General features: G+C 44.1%; 23 protein-coding genes and 2 tRNA genes. 4 read left to right on the top strand and 21 right to left on the bottom strand.

Annotated elements, in window-relative coordinates; genetic code table 11:
- Positions 1 to 12 precede the first annotated feature (12 nt).
- From truB to BLHYD_RS06705, 11 genes are all read right to left on the bottom strand, one after another.
- A complete protein-coding gene (gene truB / locus BLHYD_RS06755) occupies positions 13 to 897 on the bottom strand; it encodes a tRNA pseudouridine(55) synthase TruB (protein WP_005946534.1) in 885 nt (294 codons plus the stop codon).
- A gap of 5 nt (positions 898 to 902) precedes the next feature.
- Positions 903 to 1,859 (bottom strand): DHH family phosphoesterase, encoded by a 957-nt coding sequence (locus BLHYD_RS06750; RefSeq protein ID WP_005946532.1) that lies wholly within the window; start codon positions 1,857 to 1,859, stop codon positions 903 to 905.
- Positions 1,860 to 1,870: 11 nt separating this feature from the next.
- Positions 1,871 to 2,251, bottom strand: coding sequence for a 30S ribosome-binding factor RbfA (gene rbfA, locus BLHYD_RS06745; protein ID WP_005946529.1), 381 nt, complete (start codon positions 2,249 to 2,251; stop codon positions 1,871 to 1,873).
- A gap of 14 nt (positions 2,252 to 2,265) precedes the next feature.
- Positions 2,266 to 4,932 carry a translation initiation factor IF-2 gene (gene infB / locus BLHYD_RS06740; protein ID WP_005946527.1) on the bottom strand — a complete coding sequence of 889 codons (2,667 nt, stop codon included), beginning with the start codon at positions 4,930 to 4,932 and terminating at the stop codon, positions 2,266 to 2,268.
- A gap of 17 nt (positions 4,933 to 4,949) precedes the next feature.
- Positions 4,950 to 5,267 carry a L7Ae/L30e/S12e/Gadd45 family ribosomal protein gene (locus BLHYD_RS06735; RefSeq protein ID WP_005946524.1) on the bottom strand — a complete coding sequence of 106 codons (318 nt, stop codon included), beginning with the start codon at positions 5,265 to 5,267 and terminating at the stop codon, positions 4,950 to 4,952.
- Positions 5,254 to 5,532, bottom strand: a complete 279-nt coding sequence (rnpM, locus tag BLHYD_RS06730; protein WP_005946522.1) for an RNase P modulator RnpM — start codon at positions 5,530 to 5,532, stop codon at positions 5,254 to 5,256. The genes BLHYD_RS06735 and rnpM overlap by 14 nt, the downstream gene beginning before the upstream one ends.
- Entirely contained in the window at positions 5,516 to 6,733 is a 1,218-nt protein-coding gene (gene nusA / locus BLHYD_RS06725; protein ID WP_005946520.1) for a transcription termination factor NusA, read from the bottom strand. The genes rnpM and nusA overlap by 17 nt, the downstream gene beginning before the upstream one ends.
- A 20-nt stretch (positions 6,734 to 6,753) precedes the next feature.
- The gene (rimP, locus tag BLHYD_RS06720; RefSeq protein WP_005946518.1) at positions 6,754 to 7,221 is read right to left on the bottom strand and encodes a ribosome maturation factor RimP; all 468 of its coding nucleotides are present in this window, start codon (positions 7,219 to 7,221) and stop codon (positions 6,754 to 6,756) included.
- Positions 7,222 to 7,351: 130 nt separating this feature from the next.
- Positions 7,352 to 9,598 (bottom strand): DNA gyrase/topoisomerase IV subunit A, encoded by a 2,247-nt coding sequence (locus BLHYD_RS06715; protein ID WP_005946516.1) that lies wholly within the window; start codon positions 9,596 to 9,598, stop codon positions 7,352 to 7,354.
- An 11-nt stretch (positions 9,599 to 9,609) separates the two neighbouring features.
- A complete protein-coding gene (locus BLHYD_RS06710) occupies positions 9,610 to 11,535 on the bottom strand; it encodes a DNA gyrase/topoisomerase IV subunit B (protein WP_005946514.1) in 1,926 nt (641 codons plus the stop codon).
- Positions 11,536 to 11,625: 90 nt separating this feature from the next.
- Positions 11,626 to 12,462 (bottom strand): PHP domain-containing protein, encoded by an 837-nt coding sequence (locus tag BLHYD_RS06705; RefSeq protein ID WP_005946512.1) that lies wholly within the window; start codon positions 12,460 to 12,462, stop codon positions 11,626 to 11,628.
- 242 nt (positions 12,463 to 12,704) lie between these two features.
- On the opposite strand from BLHYD_RS06705, the gene BLHYD_RS06700 reads away from it, so the two are divergent.
- Positions 12,705 to 12,776 (top strand) — tRNA-Glu (locus BLHYD_RS06700).
- A 256-nt stretch (positions 12,777 to 13,032) separates the two neighbouring features.
- A complete protein-coding gene (locus tag BLHYD_RS06695; RefSeq protein WP_005946510.1) occupies positions 13,033 to 13,368 on the top strand; it encodes a hypothetical protein in 336 nt (111 codons plus the stop codon).
- 279 nt (positions 13,369 to 13,647) lie between these two features.
- Here the strand turns inward: BLHYD_RS06695 and BLHYD_RS06690 are convergent, their stop codons facing one another.
- Together BLHYD_RS06690 and BLHYD_RS06685 are read right to left on the bottom strand one after the other, a co-directional pair.
- Positions 13,648 to 13,863, bottom strand: a complete 216-nt coding sequence (locus BLHYD_RS06690; RefSeq protein WP_005946508.1) for a helix-turn-helix domain-containing protein — start codon at positions 13,861 to 13,863, stop codon at positions 13,648 to 13,650.
- 10 nt (positions 13,864 to 13,873) lie between these two features.
- Positions 13,874 to 14,371 (bottom strand): hypothetical protein, encoded by a 498-nt coding sequence (locus BLHYD_RS06685; protein WP_021845970.1) that lies wholly within the window; start codon positions 14,369 to 14,371, stop codon positions 13,874 to 13,876.
- Positions 14,372 to 14,719: 348 nt separating this feature from the next.
- On the opposite strand from BLHYD_RS06685, the gene BLHYD_RS06680 reads away from it, so the two are divergent.
- A tRNA-Glu gene (locus BLHYD_RS06680) sits at positions 14,720 to 14,791 on the top strand.
- Between the two features lie 207 nt (positions 14,792 to 14,998).
- Here the strand turns inward: BLHYD_RS06680 and BLHYD_RS06675 are convergent.
- The 6 genes from BLHYD_RS06675 to BLHYD_RS06650 all read right to left on the bottom strand — a co-directional run bounded on the left by BLHYD_RS06675 (position 14,999) and on the right by BLHYD_RS06650 (position 21,970).
- Entirely contained in the window at positions 14,999 to 15,544 is a 546-nt protein-coding gene (locus BLHYD_RS06675) for a RidA family protein (RefSeq protein WP_021845971.1), read from the bottom strand.
- Between the two features lie 29 nt (positions 15,545 to 15,573).
- Positions 15,574 to 16,758, bottom strand: a complete 1,185-nt coding sequence (locus BLHYD_RS06670; RefSeq protein WP_005946502.1) for an aminotransferase class V-fold PLP-dependent enzyme — start codon at positions 16,756 to 16,758, stop codon at positions 15,574 to 15,576.
- Between the two features lie 23 nt (positions 16,759 to 16,781).
- The gene (locus BLHYD_RS06665) at positions 16,782 to 18,149 is read right to left on the bottom strand and encodes an APC family permease (RefSeq protein WP_005946500.1); all 1,368 of its coding nucleotides are present in this window, start codon (positions 18,147 to 18,149) and stop codon (positions 16,782 to 16,784) included.
- 318 nt (positions 18,150 to 18,467) lie between these two features.
- On the bottom strand, positions 18,468 to 19,919 hold the full coding sequence (locus tag BLHYD_RS06660; RefSeq protein WP_005946499.1) for a Na+/H+ antiporter NhaC family protein: 1,452 nt from the start codon (positions 19,917 to 19,919) through the stop codon (positions 18,468 to 18,470).
- Between the two features lie 64 nt (positions 19,920 to 19,983).
- Complete coding sequence (locus BLHYD_RS06655; RefSeq protein ID WP_005946496.1) at positions 19,984 to 20,760, bottom strand: HpcH/HpaI aldolase family protein; 777 nt, start codon at positions 20,758 to 20,760, stop codon at positions 19,984 to 19,986.
- A gap of 4 nt (positions 20,761 to 20,764) precedes the next feature.
- Entirely contained in the window at positions 20,765 to 21,970 is a 1,206-nt protein-coding gene (locus BLHYD_RS06650; protein ID WP_005946494.1) for an aminotransferase-like domain-containing protein, read from the bottom strand.
- A 347-nt stretch (positions 21,971 to 22,317) separates the two neighbouring features.
- Between BLHYD_RS06650 and BLHYD_RS06645 the strand changes: the two genes are divergently transcribed.
- Positions 22,318 to 23,229 carry a LysR family transcriptional regulator gene (locus BLHYD_RS06645; RefSeq protein WP_021845975.1) on the top strand — a complete coding sequence of 304 codons (912 nt, stop codon included), beginning with the start codon at positions 22,318 to 22,320 and terminating at the stop codon, positions 23,227 to 23,229.
- Between the two features lie 181 nt (positions 23,230 to 23,410).
- Here the strand turns inward: BLHYD_RS06645 and BLHYD_RS06640 are convergent, their stop codons facing one another.
- Positions 23,411 to 24,034 carry a helix-turn-helix transcriptional regulator gene (locus BLHYD_RS06640; RefSeq protein ID WP_040350413.1) on the bottom strand — a complete coding sequence of 208 codons (624 nt, stop codon included), beginning with the start codon at positions 24,032 to 24,034 and terminating at the stop codon, positions 23,411 to 23,413.
- Between the two features lie 103 nt (positions 24,035 to 24,137).
- A complete protein-coding gene (locus tag BLHYD_RS06635; RefSeq protein ID WP_005946488.1) occupies positions 24,138 to 24,641 on the bottom strand; it encodes an NUDIX hydrolase in 504 nt (167 codons plus the stop codon).
- Positions 24,642 to 24,694: the final 53 nt, after the last annotated feature.

Raw genomic sequence — 24,694 nt, 5'->3', positions numbered from 1 at the left:
CTCCTGTCATTTTCAAGGATAAAACATCTTGACAGGATAATAACGCTTCCTGTCCTCTCTCCACTGGTAAATCCCAATGAAAACGCCATGGCTGTCACACATGCGAATCTGTCCTTGAAAGTATCTCCCCAGGTCACTGACCGAGACCGGATTTCCATTGTGAACACATTTATCCAAACTCTCCGGACAGCAGATTCTCAAAAGCCCCTGGAACATCTCTTCCACCGGAACCACCTCCTGTTCCAGTGTTCCCTCCCGGGCCAGCCTTTCCACCTGTGCTAGCGTCAGACTGTCCTCCAGATAAAAGGTTCCGACTCTTGTGCGAGTCAGCTCCTGCATACAACCGCCACAGCCCAGCTTTTCACCAATGTCATGGCATAGGGTCCGTATATAGGTCCCTTTAGAACAAGTCACTTTCATCTCCACCAGTGGTAACTCTATTCTCAGAATCTCTATCTCATAAAAATAGACTTCCCGAGCCTTTCTTTCTACTTCCCGTCCCTCCCGGGCCAGCTCATAGAGTTTTCTTCCATTGACCTTCAGTGCGGAATACATGGGAGGAAGCTGCATCTGTTTTCCCTCAAACTCCTCAATCACTTCCCTGACCTGTTCCTCAGTCACGTCAACGCTTCGTTCTCTCAAAACCTTCCCCGTGTGATCCTGGGTATCTGTGGTAACTCCCAGGCGTAGGACTGCCCGATAAGTTTTATCCTCGTCTGAGAGAAATTCACAGATTTTTGTACCTTTTCCCAGACACACGGGAAGCACACCCACAGCATCAGGGTCAAGGGTACCTGTATGGCCGATTTTTTTCTGTCTGAGAACCCCTCTTAGTTTTGCTACCACATCATGAGAAGTAAAGCCTCTCTCCTTATAGATATTGATTACGCCGTCCATAGTCCTTACTCTCCCGAGAGCTGTCTTTCCACATGCTGGCTTACATTGTTAATCACATCATAGAGAGTTCCCTGCATCTCAAACCCTGCCGCATACATGTGGCCGCCGCCACCAAAATACACGGCGATCTTGCTGACATCCACATTTCCGTTGGAACGCAGACTCACCTTAAAGCTCTGGCTGGCATACTCATATAGGAACATGGCCGCCGCCACGCCCTTAGTCAGACGAAGCTGGCTGACGATTCCATCTAGGTCTTTGGAGGTAATTCCGTAAAAATCCATATCCTTGTGCTTTAGATATCCTATGATGAAGGCTCCATCCATAATCAAAATGCTCTCAGCCAGAACCCTTCCCATTACCTGATTTTGGACATAGGTCTTTTCATAAAAAGAGCTCTCGATAATCCGCTTAAAATCCAGGCCGGTTTCCATCAGACATGCAGCGATTCTCATCGTTCTCGGCGTTGTGGAGGAATACTGAAATACACCGGTATCATGAATCATCCCAGTATACAGTGCCTCCGCAATTGGACGCGTCACCTTCTCAGGCTCCAAAAGTGTGTAGAGCACCTCACAAGCCGACCCCACATCACCTTCAATATGATTGATTTTCGCAAAGCCTGGATTGCTGACATGGTGGTCAATACACAGGGTATTTTTTGCTTTCTCAAAACATGTGCCTGCTAAAGCTAAACGGTCTAAGCTGCTGACATCCAAAGTAATGAATAAATCATATTCTTTTTCACCAGAACACTCCGTCCGTATTTCATCCATGCCGGACAGATAAGAAAACACCTCCCTCGGACGGTCTAGATAAACATCCGCCTCAATCTGAGGATACCATTCTTTTAGATACAGATACAGTCCCATACAGCTTCCCACACAGTCTCCGTCTGGTCTGACATGCCCGGCGATTCCCACTGTCTTAATATTCTCTAAGATATCTGCAATTCTATTCATAATACTTACCTTTATTCCTCTATCTCCGTCCCAGAAGCATCCTTTTTTGCCACCTCATCGATCAGCTTTGACATATGAACTCCATATTCAATGGACTGATCTAAGAGAAAACGAATTTCTGGCGTGTTGCGCAGATTCAGATTTCTGGCTAGCTGCCGGCGCACATAGCTCTCCGCACTTTTTAAGCCGACCATGGTCTCTTCCTGCGCTTCCTGATTTCCCAACACACTGATGTATGCCTTACAGGTCTTCAAATCCGGTGCCACCTCCACCGCCATGACCGAAGTCATAGGGTGGATTCTGGGATCTTTGATTTCATTTCGGATAATGTTGCTGAGCTCTCTGAGCACCTCGGTATTGACACGGGTATTTTTTATGCTGTTCTTTCTCATAGTCACTCAATCCCCTATCTTGGTACTTCCACCATAATGTATGCTTCTACCTGGTCTTCCTCTTTGATATCATTGAAGTCTTCAAATACCAGACCACACTCGTAGCCTGCCTTTACTTCTTTTACATCGTCCTTGAAACGTTTCAGAGAGGCCAAAGCTCCCTCATAAATCTGCTCGCCTTCCCGTTTGATGCGAATCTTGCAGGCTCTCTGGAAGATTCCATCTAGCACATAGCTTCCCGCGATGGTTCCCACTCCGGACGCCTTAAAGGTCTGGCGTACTTCCGCATGACCGATCACTTTCTCCTCATAAATTGGGTCCAGCATTCCCTTCATAGCGGCTTCCACATCCTCAATCGCCTGATAAATGACGCGGTACAGTCGAAGATCTACGCCTTCCTGCTCTGCCAACTGCTTCGCCAAAGCGTCTGGACGCACGTTAAATCCAATTACAATTGCATTAGAAGTCGCCGCCAAAGTGACATCTGACTCATTGATGGCACCCACGCCGCCGTGGATGACCTTCACCACAACTTCTTCATTGGACAGCTTGGTCAGACTCTGTTTTACTGCCTCCACAGAACCTTGCACATCGGCTTTAACGATGATTGGAAGCTCTTTTAAATTGCCCGCCTGAATCTGACTGAACAGATCATCCAAAGACAATTTCGCCTTCGTGTCTTCCAGCAGACGATTTTTGTTCTCAGATACAAAGGTACTGGCAAAGTTTTTCGCCTCTTTATCGCTGTCAAAGGACACCAGGATTTCTCCTGCGTTGGGCACATCAGAAAGTCCTAAAATCTCCACCGGCGTGGATGGTCCGGCCTCTTTCACACGGCGGCCCTTGTCATCCATCATCGCGCGTACTTTACCGGAAGACGCTCCGGCTGCGATGAAATCGCCCACATGCAGAGTACCCTTCTGCACCAGAATCGTAGCAACCGGTCCTTTTCCTTTATCCAGCTCTGCCTCAATGACCAACCCTCTCGCCGCACGTTTTGGATTTGCTTTCAGTTCGCAGACCTCCGCAGTGAGCAGTATCATCTCTAGCAAATTGTCAATTCCTTCCCCTGTGTGAGCAGACACCGGTACAAAAATCGTACTTCCGCCCCAATCCTCTGGAATCAATTCATACTCTGACAGCTCCTGTTTTACACGCTCTACATTCGCGCTTGGCTTGTCGATTTTATTGATCGCTACAATGATTTCGATTCCCGCCGCTTTCGCATGGCTGATTGCCTCCACTGTCTGAGGCATCACTCCATCATCTGCCGCCACCACTAAGATAGCGATATCTGTGGCATTGGCGCCACGCATCCTCATCGCTGTAAAAGCCTCATGTCCCGGCGTATCCAGGAAGGTGATCTTCTGTCCGTTGATCTTTACCACATAGGCTCCAATATGCTGTGTGATTCCACCGGCTTCTCTGTCAGTTACATTGGTGTTTCGGATTGCATCCAACAGGGAAGTCTTACCGTGGTCTACGTGTCCCATAACACAGACTACCGGCGGACGTGACTGCAGCGTAGTCTCATCTTCCTCTTCCTCTTTTAGCAGCTCCTCGATCACATCGACTTTCTCTTCCTGCTCCGCGATGATATCGTATTCTAAAGCAATCTCCTGAGCTTTTTCAAAATCAATCTCATGGTTTACTGTCACCATGATTCCTTCCAAAAACAGCTTTTTGACAATAACGGAAGGCTGCATTTTCATCTTCTCTGCCAATTCCCGGATGGTAAGCTTCTCTGGAAGCGTAATCTCCTTGATCTCCGGCTTTTTCTCCTCCGGCTTTTGCTGAGGCGTCGGTTTCTGCAGAGCTTTTGGAAGACGCATATTCGGTCTTTTTCCGCCCTGATTTGGCCTGCGGCTGCTCTTATCGTAATCTTTTTTCTTATTATCTCTCTTATTGTCTCTGTCTCTCTTGCCTTCCTTAGACGGCTTCGTCATCTCAGCTACAAAGACATCCTGCTCCTGGCGTTTTACAGGTCTTCCACCGCTGCGGCTCTGCGGTCTTCCCTGGCTTTCCTGGCGGTTATTCGGTCGTTCCTGGAAAGAACGGCCGGAGCTGTTTCCTCCATTTCTGCCCTGCGGTCTTCCCTGCCCTTCCTGACGGCCGCCTTGACGGTCCTGGGAACGGTTACTGCTATTATTATTTCTGTTCTGCGGCCTTCCCTGGCCCTCCTGGCGTCCGCCTTGACGACTCTGTGCAGGACGGCCTTCACCGTTTCTGGGTGCGCCTCCTTGATTATTGTTTCCTCTAAAATTATTTTCCCGGTTTTCCGCTGCCCTTTCTCCCTGAGGCTTTCCTACAGCCGCATTCTGGGCCGGTCGATTTGAATTCTGCGGTCTTCCTTGTCCCGGTCTTCTGTCGCCTTTCTTGCGCTCGCCCTGCTTTCTCCTGCCGCCGTCGCTGGCATTTTGCGCGTGGTAAACACGGATAATATTTTTCTTTTTCTTCGGAGTCTCCTCCTGCTTGTTTAAGTTCTTTTCGTTATTTGGTGATTCCACTTTTTGTTCCTTTCCTGTCATCTTAAATTTTTCTCTGATTTTCTCTGCCTGTGTATCTTCCACATTGCTCATATGGCTCTTTACATCAACGCCAATTCCTTTCAGCGCGTCCATAACCTCTCGATTCGTCCGCTCCAGTTTCTTGGCCAACTCATGCACTCTTATTTTTGCCATGCCGGACTCACTCCCTCCTAATATTTCGGGTCATCCTTCGTGATCTTCAAAATTGCGCCTGCAAAATTTTCATCCAACACTGCCAGACTGGCACGATACTCTTTACCCATACAATGGCCAAGTTCCTCCTTTGTATGGCTCACTTCGAAAGGTACCTGGTAATACGCGCACATATTTCGAAATTTCTTTTTCGTATTGTCAGACGCGTCCTCGGCAATCACTACCAGTTTTGCCTGACCGCTTCTTACCGCCTTCTCCGTAGAGAACTCACCGCTGACCACCTTTCTGGCTTTTGTTGCAAGGCCGATCAGAGATTTTATCTTATTTTTGTTCAATCTCTTCGAACTCCTTCTCGAGTCTTTCATAGACTTCCTGGGGAATCTCTGTCTTCAGCGAACGCTCCAGCCCCTTATTCTTCCTGGCCTTTTCCAGACATTCCAGACTATAGCACAAATATGCGCCCCGGCCGTTTTTGCGTCCCGTCGTGTCCAGCAGGATCTCCCCTTCTCCAGTCTTCAGCACCCGCATCATTTCTTTCTTATTCTTCATCTCCCTGCATCCAGTACACTGGCGCATGGGCACTTTACCTCTCGTCTTCATCTTCCCCGGTCTCCTTTTCGTAACCGTATTCATTCAGATCAAGAACTTCCCCGTCTTCGCTCAGCTCTTCTGCTGGCCTAGCAAACTCTTCCGCTTCTTCTGACTCTTCGAACTCTTCATACTCATCCTCATATTCATCGTCTTCATAGTCATAGAAGTCTCCTGCCTCCTTGGCCTGAGTTTCACTCTTAATGTCGATCTTAAATCCTGTCAGTCTGGCTGCCAAGCGCGCATTCTGTCCTTCTTTTCCGATTGCCAATGAAAGTTGGTAATCCGGCACCACAACCAGAGCCGTCTTCTCATCCGGGTCCGCCATCACGGCGATAACCTTCGCAGGACTCAGAGCATTTTCAATCAAGATCGCAGGATTCTCACTCCAATTGATGATATCAATTTTCTCTCCTCGAAGCTCACTGACAATCGCATTCACTCTCGCCCCGTTCATTCCGACACAAGCTCCCACCGGATCTACGTCCGGATCGTTGGACCACACTGCAATCTTAGTTCTAGAACCAGCTTCCCGGGCAATACTCTTGATCTCCACAATTCCCTCTCTCACCTCAGCCACCTCTGACTCAAAAAGTCTCTTTACCAGCTCAGGGTGTGTCCTGGACACCAAGATTCTCGGACCTTTCGGCGTATCCTTTACTTCCAGGATATAAACTTTGATTCTCTCTGTCGGATGGAACACCTCTGTCTTAACCTGCTCGTTCTCGTTGAGAAGAGCATCCGCTTTTCCCAGATTGATACTCACATTCTTGCCCAGATTTCTCTGAACAATACCCGTAACCACATCCTTCTCTTTGCCGTAATACTGGTTGTAGAGTACCTTTCGTTCCTCCTCGCGGATCTTCTGAAGAATCACATTTTTGGCATTCTGGGTAGCAATACGGCCAAATTCTTTGGAGTTAATCGGCACTTTAATCACATCGCCGACTTCTGCCCTGGCGCTGATCTTCAACGCGTTCTCCAGGGAAATCTCCATCACGGGATCTTCTACCTGCTCCACCACTGTACGCTCTGCGTACACACTGAAATCACAAGTTTGAGGGTCAATGCTGACCTTGACATTGTCCGCCTTTCCATAGTGATTCTTACAGGCCTGGATTAAGGATTGCTCAATCGCATCCAACAAAGTGTCTTTGCTGATGTTCTTTTCTTTCTCCAAAATCTCCAATGCTCCCAATAACTCTGTGTTCATTTTTCTTTTTTCCTCCTAAACTAAAAATCAATGGCCAGGCGGATTAGGGCGATCTCTTTTTTTTCGAAGGTCCTCCTGGTCTTATCTTGTTCTTCAATGGTCACACTATTATTATCATATGCAAGCAAAATACCATAAAATTCTTTTTGTTTATCGATGGGGCGATAAGTTCTGATCTCCAGCTCCTTCCCCATGCTTCTGGCATAGTCCTTCTCTTTCTTTAAAGGACGTCCAAGTCCCGGGGAACTCACTTCCAGAATATAACTGTCTTCAATAAAATCCGCCTCATCCAGTAGATCGCTGAACGCACGGCTGATCAATTCACAGTCGTCTACGGTGATTCCTCCTTCTTTGTCAATATACACTCTGAGATACCAGTTTCCGGCTTCCTTGACATACTCTACATCCACCAGCTCAAATCGCTGAGCTTCCACTAGAGGGAGTATCATCTCCTCTGCTCTTTGCTCATAGACTTCTTTTCTGCTCAATTTCTCACCACCTATCTTTCCCTCTCACATAAAAGAGTGGACCTCTCGGTCCACTCCTACGTTGTCAGTCTCATTTACATCTTATTCATTGTAACACCAACGGACCAGAAAATCAAGCAGCATTTTCCAGCTATGCACGACTCTTGGTGCCCTTGGTGTCTCTCTTCGCCAGACGTAGTCTATTCAGCGTAAGTTTCTTTTCCTTATACTCAATCGTATACTCCGTATGTCCTTCCAACAAATAGGCATGTTCCAGTTGGTCTTGCTCTCCTAAGCGCATTCCCCTCACGCCGATGGCCCCTTTTTTCTTCTCGGGAACCTCCTGCTTCAGAAAACGTAGAAAATACCCTTGTGTGCTTTGCAAAACAACATACTCCATGGCATCTGAAGGAGCTACAAAAATCACCTTGTCGCCCTCTGTCAGCTTCGTGGCCATAATCGTCCGCTTGGTCACATCGAACTCCTGTCCGCTCACCTGCTTCAGCATGGCTTTCTGTGTCGCAAACAAAAGCTGAGAGTGCTTCAGCTCCTCCATACCCGCCACGTAGAGAATCTGTTCCTCCTGGCTGTTATAGTTGCTCAGATTATCCACTGGAACCCCCTTATCTCGGAACTTCACCAGTGGAATATCCAAGACCTTGACTGCGTGCATCCTTCCTGCATCCGTAAAAATACAGATCCGGTCCGTGTTCATGCAGGAAAACAGATACTTACTCTCGCTGCAGGCATTCTCCTTATTCCTCTCATAAGTCTGCCGGTCTATGGTTTTCACATAACCAAAACGGTCCATCAGGAACCACACTTCCATCTCCTCGATCTTTTTCTCCTCAAAGACCGCTTCCTGCGCATTTTCCAGAGCGGTCCTGCGCTTCCTTCCAAACTCTTTTTTCACCGCGTCCAGCTCATTCATGATCGCCTGAGCCATGGAATCATAGTTATTCAGCAAGTCCTCATACTTGGCTATGTGCTCTAGCGTAGCCTCATGCTCCTTCAACAAAGCTTCCATCTCCAGACCAATCAGACGGTACAGCCGCATCTCTAGGATTGCCGTGGCCTGGCGCTCTGTGAATCGAAGCTGAGCCGCCGCTTTCTGGCTTGCCTTGGACTTAAAACGAATCCCTTCCGTCTCACCAGTGGTCAGACATTTCTTCACCTGCTGCTGATTCTTGCTGCCTCTCAGAATTTCGATAATTAAGTCGATGACATCTACCGCCTTCATCAGTCCCTCTTGGACCTCTTTCTTTTCCAGCTCCTTGTCCAACAAAGTCCGGTACTTCCGATTGGCAATCTCAAACTGAAATTCCACATGGTGTTCCACCACCTGCTTTAAGCTCAGCGTCTCCGGCCTTCCATCTGCCACCGCCAGCATGTTCACTCCGAAGGTGTCCTCCAAACGAGTCTTCTTATACAGCATATTGACCAGGTTGTCCACATCCGTATCCCGGCGCAGCTCCAGCACAATGCGAATTCCCTCTTTGGAGGATTGATTGGAAATGTCTAAGATATCAGTCGTCTTCTTGGACTCCACCAAGGTGGCCACATCATTGAGAAATTTTCCGATGTTGGCGCCGATCATGGTATAAGGAATCTCTGTGATAACCAGGTGGAGTCTGCCTCCCTTGGCTTTTTCTATCTCCACCTTTCCTCTCAGACGAATCTTTCCGCTCCCAGTCTCGTAGATTTTTCTCAGCTCATCCTGATTTACTACGATTCCTCCCGTGGGAAAATCCGGCCCTTTGATGTAGCGCATCAGCCCTTTCGTGGTGATGTCGTTATTCTTCATGTAAGCCTTGACCCCGTCGATCACCTCCCCCAGATTATGGGGCGGGATGCTGGTAGCCATTCCCACGGCGATTCCGTCCGCTCCGTTGACAAGCAGATTGGGAATCTTCACAGGCAGCACTTCCGGTTCCTTCTCCGTCTCATCGAAATTTGGTATAAAATCTACCACGTTTTTGTCCAGGTCAGCCAGATAGACCTCCTGAGTCAGCTTTTGAAGCCGTGCCTCTGTATATCGCATGGCAGCCGCTCCATCTCCCTCGATGGAACCGAAATTTCCATGGCCATCCACCAAAGTCTGGCCTTTTTTGAACTCCTGGGCCATAACCACCAAAGCTTCATAAATCGAGCTGTCCCCATGGGGATGATACTTACCCATGGTATCTCCCACGATTCTCGCACACTTACGGTAAGGCCGGTCATAACGTATTCCCAGTTCATACATATCGTACAACGTTCTTCTCTGTACCGGTTTTAAACCATCCCGGACATCTGGAAGCGCTCTGGCGATGATGACGCTCATGGCATAGTCAATATATGATTTCTGCATAATCTCCGCATAATCTGTGCGGATAATCTGATCGTTTTTCTCTTGCATCTGTCACCCTCCTATACATCCAACTGGGCGTCCTGAGCGTGTTCATAGATAAACGCCTTGCGGGGCGGCACTTCCGTCCCCATCAGCACCTCCGTCACGCTGGAAGCCAGCCGTGCGTCCTCGATCTCCACCCGGCGCAGAATTCTCGTCTGGGGATTTAAGGTTGTCTCCCAGAGCTGCTGCGCATCCATCTCTCCGAGTCCCTTGTATCTTTGCAGTGTAAAAGTCCCGCTCTTGTGGGTCTTTCGATATCTCTCCAATGCCTTATCATCATACAAATATTCTTCCGCCCCTTTCTTCGGCATCACCTTATACAGAGGCGGCATCGCAATATATACATGACCCTCATAGATCAATTCCGGCATAAAACGATAGAACAACGTCAGCAAAAGCGTGGAGATATGAGCTCCGTCCACATCTGCATCTGCCATAATAATAATCTTGTCATACCGCAGCTTCGTGATATCGAAATCATTTCCATACCCTTCGGAGAAACCACAGCCAAAAGCATTAATCATCGTCTTGATCTCCGCATTTGCCAAGACCTTATCGATCGTGGCCTTTTCCACATTCAAAATTTTGCCCCTTATGGGCAAAATCGCCTGGTAATTCCGATCACGGGCTGTCTTCGCGGACCCACCAGCAGAATCTCCCTCCACAATGAAGATTTCACAGACAGAAGGGTCTTTCTTCTCGCAGTTGGCCAGCTTTCCATTGGAGTCAAAGGAATACTTCTGTTTGGACAACAGATTCGTCTTTGCTCTCTCTTCGGTCTTTCGAATCTTCGCGGCCTTCTCCGCACAGGAGAGAACTGCTTTTAACTCCTCTAAGTTCCGATCAAAATATAAAACTAGCTGTTCTCCCAAAACCTTCCCAGTCACCCGGGCTGCATCCTGATTGTCTAGTTTCGTCTTGGTCTGTCCTTCAAATCTAGGAGCAGGATGCTTAATGGAAACTACCGCCGTCATACCGTTTCGGATATCCGCCCCGGTAAAGTTGCTGTCCTTCTCCTTTAAAACGCCCAATTCCCTAGCATAAGTATTCATCACACTGGTAAACGTCGTCTTAAATCCTGTCAGGTGTGTTCCTCCTTCTGCGTTATATATATTGTTGCAAAATCCCAACACATTTTCATGAAATTCATTGGTAAACTGAAAGGCAGCCTCCACGGAAATGCCTTCTGACTCCCCTTTCAGAAACACAGGTTTGTGCAGTACTTCTTTGCTCTGATTCAATTCCCGGATAAATCCCACGATCCCTTCCGGCTCATGGTAAACCACCTTTTGTGCCGTCTCTGCACGCGAATCTTCAAACTCTATCGTGAGGGCAGGATTCAGATAAGCGGTCTCATGCAGACGGCTTTTGACCTCCGTGGCAGAAAACCGGGTCTTTTCAAAGATCTCTGGGTCTGGTGAAAAATTCACGCAGGTCCCCGTCTCTTTCGTCTTTCCGATTCGGGGCAGCAATCCGTTTTCCAACTCAATGGTCGGTATTCCTCTCTCATAATGATCGTGGTGAATATAACCGTCCCTGCTGATTTTTATATCTAAATAAGTCGACAGCGCATTTACTACAGAAGAACCTACTCCGTGAAGACCGCCGCTTGTTTTATAGGCAGAATCATCAAATTTTCCTCCCGCGTGGAGCGTGGTAAACACCAGTCGTTCCGCGGACATTCCTTTCTCATGGAGATCCACCGGAATCCCCCTGCCGTTGTCAGACACCGTACAGGAACCATCTTTCTCCAACACGACCCGTATATGACTGCAGTATCCTGCCAAATGCTCATCTACTGCGTTGTCAACAATCTCATAGATTAGATGATTTAATCCTTTGCGAGATACACTTCCGATATACATTCCCGGTCTTTTTCGAACAGCCTCTAAGCCCTCCAGAACGGATATGCTGGCCGCATCGTAAGTATTCTTTTTTGCCATTTTTTCAATCCTTTCTTTCTATCCGGCACAATCCCTGGCCTTCGATAACTGTTCCATATTATAACAACATTTTCCTTTAAAATGCAAATCCTATCTCTTTAAATTTTCCCAAATCTCATAAGGGATGCTTAAGTTTCCTTTTCCGCACCCCATCTCAATCCCCGGTTTGTTGGCTCCATGATAGTCAGACCCCCCTGTGATCTTTAACCCATGTCTTTTAGCCAATGCACGCATCTGTCCTTCATCATTCCACCGATTCTGTGAATAAATCGCTTCAATACCGTCCAAACCAAAAATTTTCAGCTCTTTAACCAGATTCTCCAATTTTTCCTTAGCCATTCCATAAATCAATGGATGAGCCAGCACTGCATACCCACCGTTTTCTTTAATCAAACGCACTGCCTGGACCGGAGTCACCTTTTCCCTGGGGACGAAACAGCAGGCATGGTCTCCCAGATACCGATCAAAAGCCTCCTGGTTCGAACCGACCAATCCTTCCTCCTTCAGATAGCGGGCAAAATGCGCCCGTGTCACCACCGCCCCGGGAAACTTCTTCTCCAAAGCTTCCTGGCTGATGGGAAGTCCCTTTTCCTGCATTTTTTGGATAATCTTCTCATTGCGCCTCTCTCGAGAAGTCTTGAAATATTCCAGCTGTTCCTGAAAGCTTCGGTCCTCCGGGCAGATTCCCAGACCTAATATATGCACATCCTTCCCTTGATAAGAGGTGGAAAACTCGATTCCCGGAATCACCTCCAAGCCAGTGCCCCTTGCCGCCTCCGCCGCCAACGGGATTCCCTCTGTCGTATCGTGATCTGTCAGTGCAAAAGCTCTCAGGCCTTTTTCCAGGGCTATCCTTACCAGCTCCTGCGGAGTGTAGGTCCCATCTGAGTAATTCGAGTGAACATGAAGATCTATCTTTCCTCTCATTTTTCGTCTTCCTTCCTGCGGCACGCTTCTTCTCTCCACCGCTTTGTCTTTTCCTTTGCTTTCTCACATCTGAGAGCATTCACACACCACTAAAGCTTTGTGCAGCGCTGCAAATCCGCCTGTGTCTTAAGCAAAAATTTTCGAGACACAGAGCCCGATATGACAAAACATGTAATTTTTTGAAAAAAGTACTTGCATATTATAAAAGAATGTAGTATTATATGCAAGTACCGTTGATACGGGGTCTGTTGGTCAAGTGGTCAAGACGCTGCCCTCTCACGGCAGAATCAGGGGTTCGACTCCCCTACAGACTGTTTTCAGAGCTCTTGGAGATCAAGAGCTCTTTTTCGTTTGATAGGAAAGACCTTACTACGCTGATGTGTGAAAATGCCTCCCTATTACACCAAAAATAACAGACAGATAAAGATTCCTCAAAATTTCTAAAAGCGCAATAATATGGGATAATATCCCTAAATATCACAAAATCAATCCGAGGAAACTAGGAACCCTCGGGCTTGCTTCAAGAAAATGAACTATCCAGTGATTTAAACCTTTTAGGGGAGAATGTCAATGACTAACAAACTGAAACGTAAAAAAAAGTCAAAATCAAAGAGTTCTTCATGGGGAAGTGCAATAAAATCTTTTCTCAAAGAATTCTTCTTAAACGATGTCAACGGTTGTTACATGGAATATGACGAAAATCTGACAAAAGAAGGAAAACGTAAAAAAACTCTAATATGGGCAGTTATTTTTATTACTGCCGGGCTATATTTAATTTCTCTGCCTTTCGGACGGCGAAGACTCTATGCAGAATATCCTTTCTTAACATTAATAATAGAAATCACTGCAATCGCCATCTTAATCCTTGGAATCTTAAAATTAAAGCACACAAGTCATCATTCATAGTTTTAGATTCAAGTGTAAACTAAAATTTGAAAAATCTTTTATTAATAAATTTTATATCTAATTTTTGATGATCCGCATAAACACTATACTTTCAAGCATTTTGAAATATAAAAAACATTCATTTTACCACGAATTTACCACAATTGAATGAGCCTTGATATGACTTATAAAATAACACTCAAAAGACATCATTACACCTAAATGATGTCTTTTTAAAAAGCAGTCCATCCTAAGACTAACTGCTTTGTGTGTATGGATATGAAGTTGTAAAATTGTATTTTATTCTTCTATGTCTTTCTGATATTCCAATATATCCCCAGGCTGACAATCCAGTGCCTTGCAAATAGCATTTAACGTGGAAAAACGTATTGCACTCACTTTTCCTGTTTTAATTTTAGATAAATTTATATTTGCAATCCCCACCTGCTCTGCTAAATCTTTCAAGCTGATTTTTCTATCTGCCATTACCCTGTCTAATCTTAATATAATAGCCATAGCTCTACTCCTACAATGTCTCATCAATTTCTTTTTGTAAACTGCAACCATATTTGAATATCAACGTGATACTTCTAAAAATTAAAACTACAAATATGCCCTCTATAATTGATAAAAAGCTAATAGGATAATATGGATACAAAGGACAAACCATAGAAGCAAAAGTAAAAATAACAATTATATTGATACATTTTGTTGTATTGGCAGTAAATGGGGACTCCTGCTTTGATATACAATAAAATAATTTTTTTGAATACCTAATAGCCAGAAATATACAACTGCATTTTATAATAAAGCAAACTAAGAAAGCAACCCATTCGCTAAACACTAATTCCATTTCTGCATTTATTATTTGTTTTGCTAAATATCCAGGACGTGTAATCTGGCTTAATAATGTACCGCCTAAAAGTATTACAGCTCCAATATCCACAATAATTGCAATTATACTGGCAACATTGAAGATAACGGATATAAAATGTGTTGTTTTTTTTAATGTATTCTCGTTCATAATACATATCTCCTTTCTGATTATGCCATGATTATACATTTCAAATATATGTTTGTCAACCATAAATATACGATAAACATATATTTATATATTTTTTAGATGAATACAGAAAATGTACGAAAGTATAAAAGTAATTCATTAAATTACTTTATGAAAAAGATCTATGAAAGACAGCACCTAATTCAAAACCTACAACGTTTCCACTGCTTTGTCTTGTTATGGAAGGAAAACGAATCGCCTCTCAAAAAGTAACTAAATATTCAAAATATATATACTTTATATTTTTTTAAAAAAGTACTTGCAATTTGTAAAAAGATCGTGTATGATATGCAAGTACTGTTGATACAGGGTCTGTTGGTCAAGTGGTCAAGACGCTGCCCTCTCACGGCAGAATCAGGGGTTCGACTCCCCTACAGACTGTTTTCGAGTTCTTGGGAACCAAGAACTCTTTTTTATGTCATAAGAAAGACCGCAGGTATTCACCTGCGATCTGATTCCGCGTAATTTACATAGTCTGTGTTGGCGTATTATCCGCAACAGCTTATTCACTGACAATGGAAAGATACTCATCCAGCCTGATTTCTTCTAAGCCTGCAATCATTTCCGCAAATGTAAAGCAAGCGATTCTCACTCCCTCACTTTCACAATCATTTCTACCTCCAGAGGAAGCCCAAACGGCAATACATTCGTCCCCAGAGCAGTTCTGGCATGGCGTCCCCGGTCCCCCAAAACCTCCACAAATAAATCTGAAACCCCGTTAATCACTTTTGGTTGCTCATAATAGTCATCTGTACTAGAGACAAAGCCTTGTACCTTTACAATCTGCTCTAAGCGCTCCCAATCCCCGTTCAGTTCTCTCTTCAAGGACGCCAGCAGCACAATTCCTGCTTCCCGGGCTGCCGCATAGCCCTGTTCTGTCGTCAGATTCTCTCCCAGGCGGCCAGTCACCGTGGCCTTGCCGTCTTTTAAAGGACCGGCTCCCGAAAAGAACCAAAGTGTCCCGGCTTTTTGGACGCTCACATAATTTGCCATTGGCGAAGGCCCTGCTGATAGTTCGATTTTCAGTTCTTTCAATTTTTTCTCTACATCCATCTTTTTCACCGACAGGAAGATGTCTTCCCATCTCACTCCTTCTTTATTTTGCCGCAGGATAGATATTTCTCGCTCTCTCACTTGAAGTATTTTCCCGCCAATCTTTTATTTTATTCTCTACAACCTTGAATCGCCTGACACAAGGCTTTTACATCCTCCCAGTTGTTATAGTAGTGAAAGCTAATACGCATACTCCGGTCCGCCCCATACAGGGCGCCATCCTGAACATGAGCCGCGACACGCGCCTTATCGAGCTTCTCCTGGTCCACCTGTAGTTCTTTAGACAATAACACCACTACAATCGTGGAACGGTTTTTTCTCTCATATTTATTCCACACAGACACTCCAGGAATTTTTTCCAGCGCTTCACAGGCTTTCTCTACGAAGTCCAGCATATAGTTCTCCAGACGTTTTCCACCCAGATTCAGGTAGTGCTCCGCCACCATCCCGAGAGCGAAAATTCCAGAAACGGTGGGATATCCCTGCTCGTATGCACCGGCGTCTCTTCGAAGCACCAAATGTTCCTTCGACGTATTAAACCGGTCCACATCTGACATCCATCCTGCTCCCCAATGGTGCAGATGCTCTCTCAATTTCGGATGAATATACGCATATCCCAAACCACTGTAGTGCATCATCCACTTATAATCATTTCCCACTAAAAAATCTATCTGGTCCCTTTCCACGTCCACAGATAAAATTCCCAGGGCCTGTACCCCGTCGACGGCAAACCAAATTCCCTTCCTGCGGCACCATGCTCCAATCTCAGCGGCATCGACGCGAAATCCCGTCGTACTCTCCACATAGTTTACTGAGACTGCCTTTGTACATGAATCGCATTTTTCAAACAGCATCTGGGGAGTTACAACCCCTTTAATTGGTTTGACATACCGAAGCTCTACTCCATAATTTTCTTGAAGCTGCCACGCATAACGGGTTCCAATCCATCCGCCCTCTGCCAAAACCACGTTATCCCCACTTTTCAGTCCAATCCCATTTACAAACAAATTAAACATTTGAGAAGAGTTATTACCGAATGCAAGATCTTCCGGGAACGCATTGATCATTTTAGCCAAATTTTCTTTTGCCTCAGCAATCATCGTAAGAGTCCCTTTTCCTTCGCCCCATCTGGAATCTCCGCCGATCAAATACCTATCGTCCTGGTATTTTTTTACCCCTTCATACACATAATCTGGAATCAGGCCAGTACCAGCAGTCTCCAAATAAGCTGTATTTTGCAAAACAGGAAATCTCGCTCTTTCTCTTTCCAACTGTTCCAGAAAATTTTTCTCCATTTTTTATTCCTCCAAACTGTTGTTCACAGAGATTTTTCTCTCTCCATCCAACGCTCATACGGTTTTTTCAATTCTCCAATCAAATCGTAATTTTCTTTCTGTCTCAGATAGCGAACCCGCACAAAAAAATAGACATATCCCAGAAGATAGACTGCTGCCGTCAGAGCAATCTCCTGTATTCCGAGAGTTTTCACCATCTCCACACACAGATAGATACAGATTAGGAAAGTAATCACCGACAACGCTGTCGCCACCTTACTGGACATTCTCACACTGGAATTGTCACAGCTTTTTGGATATTTTTTGTAGGCAAAGATCGGAGAGATAGTATTAGGCAGCTCTCCGATGGTATTCGTCAGAGAAAATACAGTCATCACCACACCAAAAGTCGCGCCCGTAGCACAGATTCCAATAGAAATTGCTGATACAATCAGCAAACTCCAATAGGGCACTCCATACTTATTCTTCTTAGATAACACCTCTGGATAAATACGGTTTCTGGACGAAAAATCAAAAACCGCTACACAGGCCAATGCGACAGGAATCAAAGAAGTGATAATCCCCGCAATCGGTCCTCCCACGATAAAGAAAATCATCAGTTCAGGTGACAAAAAATGTCTGGCCACCTGTGCCAGAGATTCCAGATTCGCGTAGGGCACCACTCCTAACGTGACTACCGCCATCAAAATATACGTCAGACATACCAATACTGGACACACAATCAAAGTAATCGGCACATTTCTGCCCGGGTTTTTTACATCATCTGCAAGCTCCGCACAGGAACTGGCACCAGACAAAGAAGAAGTCAACACTCCTGCTGCCGCGCTGACAGCACTCACGGAAATTCCCGGTTTGATCACAGACATAAAACTGATATTCTCCGGGTTTAAATGAGGAAGACCGCAGACTATGTACACAGCAATCGCTGCCAACAGAATTATCACGATGATATTGCCCACAGATATCGTAGACTTATTTCCAAACCAGGCCAAAACCGCAAATGCCGCTAAAAGGCATACACTGACTGTTGTACTGCTAAGAGGACACCCAGGAAACAATTCCTGAAAGTATGTCGCAAACAAAACACCAAACAACGCTACCATAGTAGGCTGCAAAAACGCATTGACCGAAATCAGAGCCCCTACATAGGGATGCATCAGTTTCGTAGCATGCATAAAGGTAGATGCGCTGGTAGGTAGAGCCGCAATCGTATACATCCTTGTAATTGACCTGAGAATAATCACAATGGCCGCTAAAATCAACGCATAGACAATACCACCCCCTGTGGTGCTGATGATCTCTGGCAGAGAGCCAAAGATTCCTGAACCCACGATACAACCGATTCCCATTAAAATGCAACCAGTCAAACCGATTTTCTTCTTTTCTTTCACTATAGTCCCTCCTCTTTTTGTAAGCCTTAGACGTTTTCCGCACAAGATTTTTTCATCTCAATTACGGTTGCAATTTATTATGGCATAAATTAAACAATTAGTCAATTTGTTTTTTACATATTGTTTAATCATATGCTTATTCATTTTTCCAGAAAGAATAAGAATCTTATAAAACCTTCCAGAATATATGACATAATAAATTCCCTCCAGGTAAACAAGTAAAATCATTTAAACTTGTTTATCTAGAGGGAAACTTATCAGATATTAACCAATACCCTTTTATACCTATGATATTCTTTCTTATTTTTCACGGAATTTTTATTTTTTAGTTCTTCTCATAACTTCGCCATTTTCACCTTCATACTCCCGGCCCCATCCAGTAAAAATTGAAACTAGAAATACTAATGGAAAGACAATGCAGAAAAACATATATGGAGGAAGAGACAACGGACTCACCGTTCCAATAAAAGAATATTCCTCACAAACACTATTTACTGCTCCCATAGCCAATATGATAAACAAGCTTGAGAAAGGATTCATAATCGGTAAAGACGAAGTAAAGGCAGCAATTAAATTAGCTCTACGATAAGGATGCAATTTTGCCTTTTTCCCTAGTTCATTGCCTATGGTTCCAAACATTAGACAAGCCGGTCCATTTGCCGAGCCAATCAAAAGACCAGTAAGTGCTGAACCAAACGAAATAATTAACTCTGTTCCGACTACTGATCCTGCTGCTTTGCTGTTTGACAATTTTTCTACCATAGCACCCATCATACCGCATTTTTTCAAAATTCCTATCATTCCAACCAACGCATATACAAATAGGATTGTTCCGACTACATTATTTATACCATCAATGATAAACCCACCTAAAACGCCATCGGATACAGTCAAAATATCTGCTGGTGTCATAATTCCAGTAATCAGGCCTACCACCGTTCCGCTAATAATCCCCACGGTAGCTGCCAGAAAAATATTTCTGGTCTTAAACGCAAATGCCAAAAGCAAGACCATCGGTATCAACATAAACAGTCCGCGCGGGTTCGAATACTTGGCCATCAGGTCTTCTTCCATCACCCCGATCGTCCCGTTAGAACCAAAGATAAAGAACAAAGCCATCGTAATCACAAAAGCAGTCAGGGAATACTTCAGTCTCGCTTTTACAACCCCGCCGATATCTGGTCTGCCGCTTCGGTTTGCGTATTCTTGAGTCTGAGACGACGCAATCGTTACATCCGAAACCGGTCCGATCGAATCGCCAAACAAAGCTCCACTGATTACTGCCCCAATAAATACCGGTATATTGGCGTTCATAATCGCTGCCACTGGCATTAAAATTGGGATCATTGTCAGAATCGTGCTAACTGAAGATCCAGTGGACGTAGCAATAATCGCTGTAATAATAAACGTGAAAACGCAAATTGTGCTCCCTCCTATATGAATAATATCCCCAAGCCAGATAAACCCTTCGGTAATCTGCCCTCTCGACATCATTTTTCCGAAAATCCCGACAACAACCAAAATCAGTGCCAAAGTATTTCCTAATTCGTCTGACATTCCAGAGATAACGGCATTCCAGTAGTTCTCCACACCCTTTGCAAAGAAACTTCCCAAAATCAATGCTACAAAACTTCCCAGAGCCAAAGCAATGGTATCATAACACCCTGCAAACCCAAAAAAGTAAATCGCAAATATAATCGACAGTATCAATGGCACTAAACTCATTCCTTTACCACCATGAAACTCTAATTTATCGCTACTTTCGCCCATATTTATCCTCCTGTTCACTATACTTCAGACTGCATGTTTTTGAAATCTTTTCCCTCTCCATGCTTTATATAGATTCCTTCAAATTTTCTACAATTGTCCGGTATCCTTCTATTAAAACTGTGGAGTCAATAGTGTGAGCAATTCCATCAAAACCTTTTTCCATATATTTTTTTGCATCCGCAAGATTCCTCGTAAATATGAAAGTCAGTTTACTTGCTTTTTTACATGCTCTTAAAATGCGCTCAATTGCAGCTGTAAAATCTGGATGGTCAAATTGCGCAGGTATTCCCATTGCAATAGACAAATCAAACGGCCCTATAAAGATACCGTCGATACCTTCTATTTCTACCACATCTTCAATGATATTCAAACATTCTACCGTCTCGCACTGAGGAAGAACCAGCAATTGTTCATTGGACGTTTCCATAAACTCTCGAATATCTTTCGCCCATTCCTTGTAACCAAAGCCGCAACCGCGTCCTTTAATAAACCCTCGGTTTCCAACCGGCGAGAATTTTGCCAAATTCACCAGACTTTTCATCTCATCCATAGTTCTGAGACAGGGGACAATCAGCCCTTTTGCCCCAATATCGGCAGCTCTTTGAATTTCTTTATGAGAAACATCTGCAATACGCATCAGTGGAGTCAAACGCACATTTTCTGCTGCCCGTATCAAATTCATCGCCGTCTCCGTGTCAAAAGGTCCATGCTCCGTATCCACAATCACAAAATCTAATCCCGTATAACCCAAGCATTCCATTGCACTCATATTTCCCATTGTAAAAAAAGTTCCGAGCACCTTCCCCTGATTGTTTATTTTCTCTTTTAGCTGATTTTTCATAATTTTATCTCTCCTCCTGCAAAAACTCTCCCAATTTTTTTACGTTTTCGCGAATTACTTCTTGCTCAAGACCACTGAAATTCATACGCATACAGTTTCTTCCTGCGCCTTCTGGTGCCCCCTCTGAATAAAATGCACTTCCGATTCCATAGCATATATTCAGCTCTTTTGCAATTCTCGACGCCAGCTCCGTCGCATCAATCGATTTTGGAAGTTCCACCCATACATAGTACCCACCATCAGGACAGGTATGTTTCGTTCTTTCTGGGAAATACGCGTCAATGCTCTCCAGCATAACATCCCTTCTTCCGCGATAAATATCACAGATTCTCTTCAGATGATCTGGATAATATCCTTTTTTGAAAAACTCTGTACAGATCGCCTGAGCTATCGTATTGGTACAGGTATCTGTCCCCAGTTTAATGTCGCTTAATCTGCGGATCATCTCGTCACTGGCCACCAAATATCCCAATCGGCTGCCCGGAGAGAAGATTTTTGAAAAACTGTTGGCAAAGACTGTATGCCCTGTGGTATCAAAGGCTTTAATCGGCAGCAAATGTTCGCCGCTATAACGAATCTCACGATAAGGATCATCTTCCAGAATAACGACGTCATATTTGCTTCCCAATTCAGCCAGACGTCTTCTTCTCTCCAAAGACATGGTAATTCCCGTAGGATTCTGGAATGTTGGGATCGTATACACCATCTTAGGTCGATACTTTTTTATCTTTTCTTCTACATCTTCCAGAACCATCCCGTCATCATCCATCACACATGGAACCACTTTTGCCTGAAACATTTTAAAAATCATAGTAGTGTGTACAAAAGTTGGTGTTTCCACCAAGATCACATCTCCTGGATCAATCAACAACTGGCACAGAAGATTCATCGGCTGAATTCCGCCGCTTGTAATCATAACGTTCTCTGCCTTCGTGTGAAGGCCTCTAGGTGTAAGCAGTTCCTCACACACCATTTCTCTCAAACTAGGAAATCCAACTGCCGAGCCATATTTTACCGATTCATAGCCCTTTGCACTTTTCTGGAAAACATCCTGTGAGATTTCACGCAAAGCATCGAATGGATAAGCTTCTTTAGCCGGCGCTCCCGCTGCAAAAGAAATGATGTCGTTGCTGGTTAAATTTCCAGTCAAAGAATCCAACTTTTTTGCTTCTTCCTCCATCACGTACACTCGCTTCGCATATTTCGTCATCTCAATACCTCCTCTTCATAATCGTCCGTATTTTTATTGCAGATGTTTTCTTGGGCCCATAATACATCTGTGTTGTAGATAGATTAAGTTTAAGTTATCTCTTTCTTCTTGTAAAACGCAATTTCCAATAAGATAAGTTGAAAAACCATTCATCTTGTTTTCTTTTTTCCACATATTTTTTGTAATAAATTTTCTCCATTATCAAGAAATCCTTTTAAACAAATCCAAAACTTTTCTTGCCGCAGTTCATCTTAATATGAATACAATTTCATTTTAATAATCTTTACATGTCAAATTTCTTCAAGTACAATAAACTAAAGGAGAAGTGATACGGGATACCCTAAAATTTGATCTGTATCACAACACGTGATATGTCTCTATATTCCTGGCAGATTTTTCTTGAAGTCGTAAACTATAAAAGTTTTGTAAAAGCCGCACGCGCACTCAATCTCACTCCTTCTGCAGTCAGTCATATGATCGCCAAAATGGAAGACGACTACGGCTACCCGTTATTCATTCGAAACAGGAACAGTATTGAACTCACCTCAAATGGCAAAATTCTTCTGCCCCATGTGAGAAATCTTCTGCAATGCAATGATACTTTAACACAAGAAATTTTTAGTCTCAAAAACACAAATTCCGGCGTGGTTCGTATTGCTTCTTTTAACAGTACGACACAATTATGGCTCACGGCAATCTTAAAAGAATTTTATAAAAAATATCCGGAAATCAAAGTCATCGTCCGCCAGTCCGGGGATCTCAAGATAAAGAAATGGATTGACCGGGGAGAAGTAGACCTTGCGATCACGCCCTCCAGTGTGATACACGATAACACCTTTTTCCCACTGCATAAAACACCTCTTGTATGCATGGCTCCTAAAGACTATTTCCCCCTAAACGGGAAAACTATCACAATAGAGGACTTAAAGACGCTTCCGATTATTCTTCAATCGGAAGGATATGATACCGAGCCCCTAAAATATCTGCTCGACAATGGTCTTTCCATTGATTCTAACTTCCGTATTGAGTCAGACGACGCCTGCCGAGCTTTGGTTGAACACGGCTTTGGATTTTGCATCACTCCTAAAACAGCTGCTTTATGTAACTCTCAAAACATAAATATCTTTTCTCTTGTTCCTGTCTCTTATCGAACCATCGGCCTTGTCACCGTCTATCCAAAATACATTTCTCCTGCAGCAAAATTATTGCGCCAACAGATTTTTCAGTTTATCTCTGACTCAGATTTGATGAACGTATAATTAGTACTACTCACTTAACGTAATATAAACTTTAAAAATTTATTTTTATAATTGCTGCTTTTTATTCAAAAAAATCACAAAAAAAGTCCATACTTTTCCTGACAGAATTGTATGGATCTTTTTATCACTTTTTAATTATTTTTATCTGTTTCATTCTTTTTCTGTTCTATTTTAAGAAACTCTACGGCTCCAATTGATTCAGATAATTATATACTGTATACCTGGTCACTCCCATTCTATTTGAAATGTAAGGAACTGCTTTATAAAACTCAAATGCATTTTTCTCTTTCAACAACTTCACCAATCGCAGCCTTTCTGCTTTATTCATGGTTTTTGCTGATTTTCCCATAAGCTCCTCACACCCATCGAAAATTTCCTGAAGGCTCCCCTGAACCTCCTCAGTCACCGCTTTTTCTAAATCTGATCTGACATGTAAGAGATCTTCCTGAATTTTTACCGCCTGATAAAGCTCTGTGAAGTCAAAATTCACACCCAGCGCGTAGTGATAGTCTTCTCCTTTCAGCAAAAAAGTAGAAGACTTAATTCTGCGCCCTTTTTTACTGATTACCAGATGATTTACCAAATCATGCTTCAGGTCCAAAATGGTCTCCTCCTCAGACACTGCACCGTAGACATCTTCCTTAGATCCCACTTGACGCCCCGTCACATGGCCGTGATAGATTGCCAAAATTGGATGATTTTTCTGCGACATATCTTGAATCAGCGCCTCACAAGAATTCCCAAAAGTCTCCGCAATCCCTTCTGCCACTCTACATAAAAATTCCAATGCCTGCTCTTTTTCCATAACTGCTCCCTTTTTCTTCATAAACTAAGAAGAAGCCGCCGCTTTAGACTCTCTTTTGCAACAGCTTCCTCCTATCTTCGCGAAATATTCTCAAAAAAACCTATTACACCAGTGTTTTTTCATAAGAAAACACGTCCTCGTAATAATTTAACATAGGCATCAAACACCCTTCCCGTGCGCACTTACGAATCTCATTTTCATTCATCCAGCGCGCAGCTACCACTTCTTCTGGCTGTAAAACCAAAGGTCCCTCTTGGTCATATTGAAACAGCCAGACATCGTAGAATACTTTGTGGGACTCCTGGCATTCTGACTTGAACAACACCCCTTTGTCTCGGTCCAGGGTCACACCAAGCTCCTCTTTTACCTCCCGCATGGCTCCCGTAAGGCTGTCCTCTCCTGCGATCACAGCCCCACCCGTACATTCCCACATCAGTGGAAAAGATTTTTTTGGGTGTCTTTGAGACATCAGGTATCTTCCTTCTCTGTCTCGAATCCACACATGAATGATAATATGTAAGTACCCCTCTGGAACCGGCTTCCCCCGCTCATGAAACCGGCCTGTCTTTTGTCTGAATTTGTCATACAGATCCCATAATTCTGTCATAACCTTCCTCCGTCTGTGACGATTTACTTTTCATCTCTAGTTTAGTCCTTTTT

This window comes from Blautia hydrogenotrophica DSM 10507 (assembly GCF_034356035.1).
In the GTDB taxonomy this organism is placed as follows: domain Bacteria; phylum Bacillota; class Clostridia; order Lachnospirales; family Lachnospiraceae; genus Blautia_A; species Blautia_A hydrogenotrophica.
This window is presented reverse-complemented; position numbering and strand designations above follow the sequence as displayed.

What these genes read in the sequence shown, in the direction of transcription:
- truB (WP_005946534.1), bottom strand. Translation starts at nt 897, where the DNA reads ATGGACGGCGTAATCAATATCTATAAGGAGAGAGGCTTTACTTCTCAT.
- BLHYD_RS06750 (WP_005946532.1), bottom strand. Translation starts at nt 1,859, where the DNA reads ATGAATAGAATTGCAGATATCTTAGAGAATATTAAGACAGTGGGAATC.
- rbfA (WP_005946529.1), bottom strand. Translation starts at nt 2,251, where the DNA reads ATGAGAAAGAACAGCATAAAAAATACCCGTGTCAATACCGAGGTGCTC.
- infB (WP_005946527.1), bottom strand. Translation starts at nt 4,932, where the DNA reads ATGGCAAAAATAAGAGTGCATGAGTTGGCCAAGAAACTGGAGCGGACG.
- rnpM (WP_005946522.1), bottom strand. Translation starts at nt 5,532, where the DNA reads ATGAAGACGAGAGGTAAAGTGCCCATGCGCCAGTGTACTGGATGCAGG.
- nusA (WP_005946520.1), bottom strand. Translation starts at nt 6,733, where the DNA reads ATGAACACAGAGTTATTGGGAGCATTGGAGATTTTGGAGAAAGAAAAG.
- BLHYD_RS06715 (WP_005946516.1), bottom strand. Translation starts at nt 9,598, where the DNA reads ATGCAAGAGAAAAACGATCAGATTATCCGCACAGATTATGCGGAGATT.
- BLHYD_RS06710 (WP_005946514.1), bottom strand. Translation starts at nt 11,535, where the DNA reads ATGGCAAAAAAGAATACTTACGATGCGGCCAGCATATCCGTTCTGGAG.
- BLHYD_RS06705 (WP_005946512.1), bottom strand. Translation starts at nt 12,462, where the DNA reads ATGAGAGGAAAGATAGATCTTCATGTTCACTCGAATTACTCAGATGGG.
- BLHYD_RS06695 (WP_005946510.1), top strand. Translation starts at nt 13,033, where the DNA reads ATGACTAACAAACTGAAACGTAAAAAAAAGTCAAAATCAAAGAGTTCT.
- BLHYD_RS06690 (WP_005946508.1), bottom strand. Translation starts at nt 13,863, where the DNA reads ATGGCTATTATATTAAGATTAGACAGGGTAATGGCAGATAGAAAAATC.
- BLHYD_RS06685 (WP_021845970.1), bottom strand. Translation starts at nt 14,371, where the DNA reads ATGAACGAGAATACATTAAAAAAAACAACACATTTTATATCCGTTATC.
- BLHYD_RS06670 (WP_005946502.1), bottom strand. Translation starts at nt 16,758, where the DNA reads ATGGAGAAAAATTTTCTGGAACAGTTGGAAAGAGAAAGAGCGAGATTT.
- BLHYD_RS06660 (WP_005946499.1), bottom strand. Translation starts at nt 19,919, where the DNA reads ATGGGCGAAAGTAGCGATAAATTAGAGTTTCATGGTGGTAAAGGAATG.
- BLHYD_RS06655 (WP_005946496.1), bottom strand. Translation starts at nt 20,760, where the DNA reads ATGAAAAATCAGCTAAAAGAGAAAATAAACAATCAGGGGAAGGTGCTC.
- BLHYD_RS06650 (WP_005946494.1), bottom strand. Translation starts at nt 21,970, where the DNA reads ATGACGAAATATGCGAAGCGAGTGTACGTGATGGAGGAAGAAGCAAAA.
- BLHYD_RS06640 (WP_040350413.1), bottom strand. Translation starts at nt 24,034, where the DNA reads ATGGAAAAAGAGCAGGCATTGGAATTTTTATGTAGAGTGGCAGAAGGG.
- BLHYD_RS06635 (WP_005946488.1), bottom strand. Translation starts at nt 24,641, where the DNA reads ATGACAGAATTATGGGATCTGTATGACAAATTCAGACAAAAGACAGGC.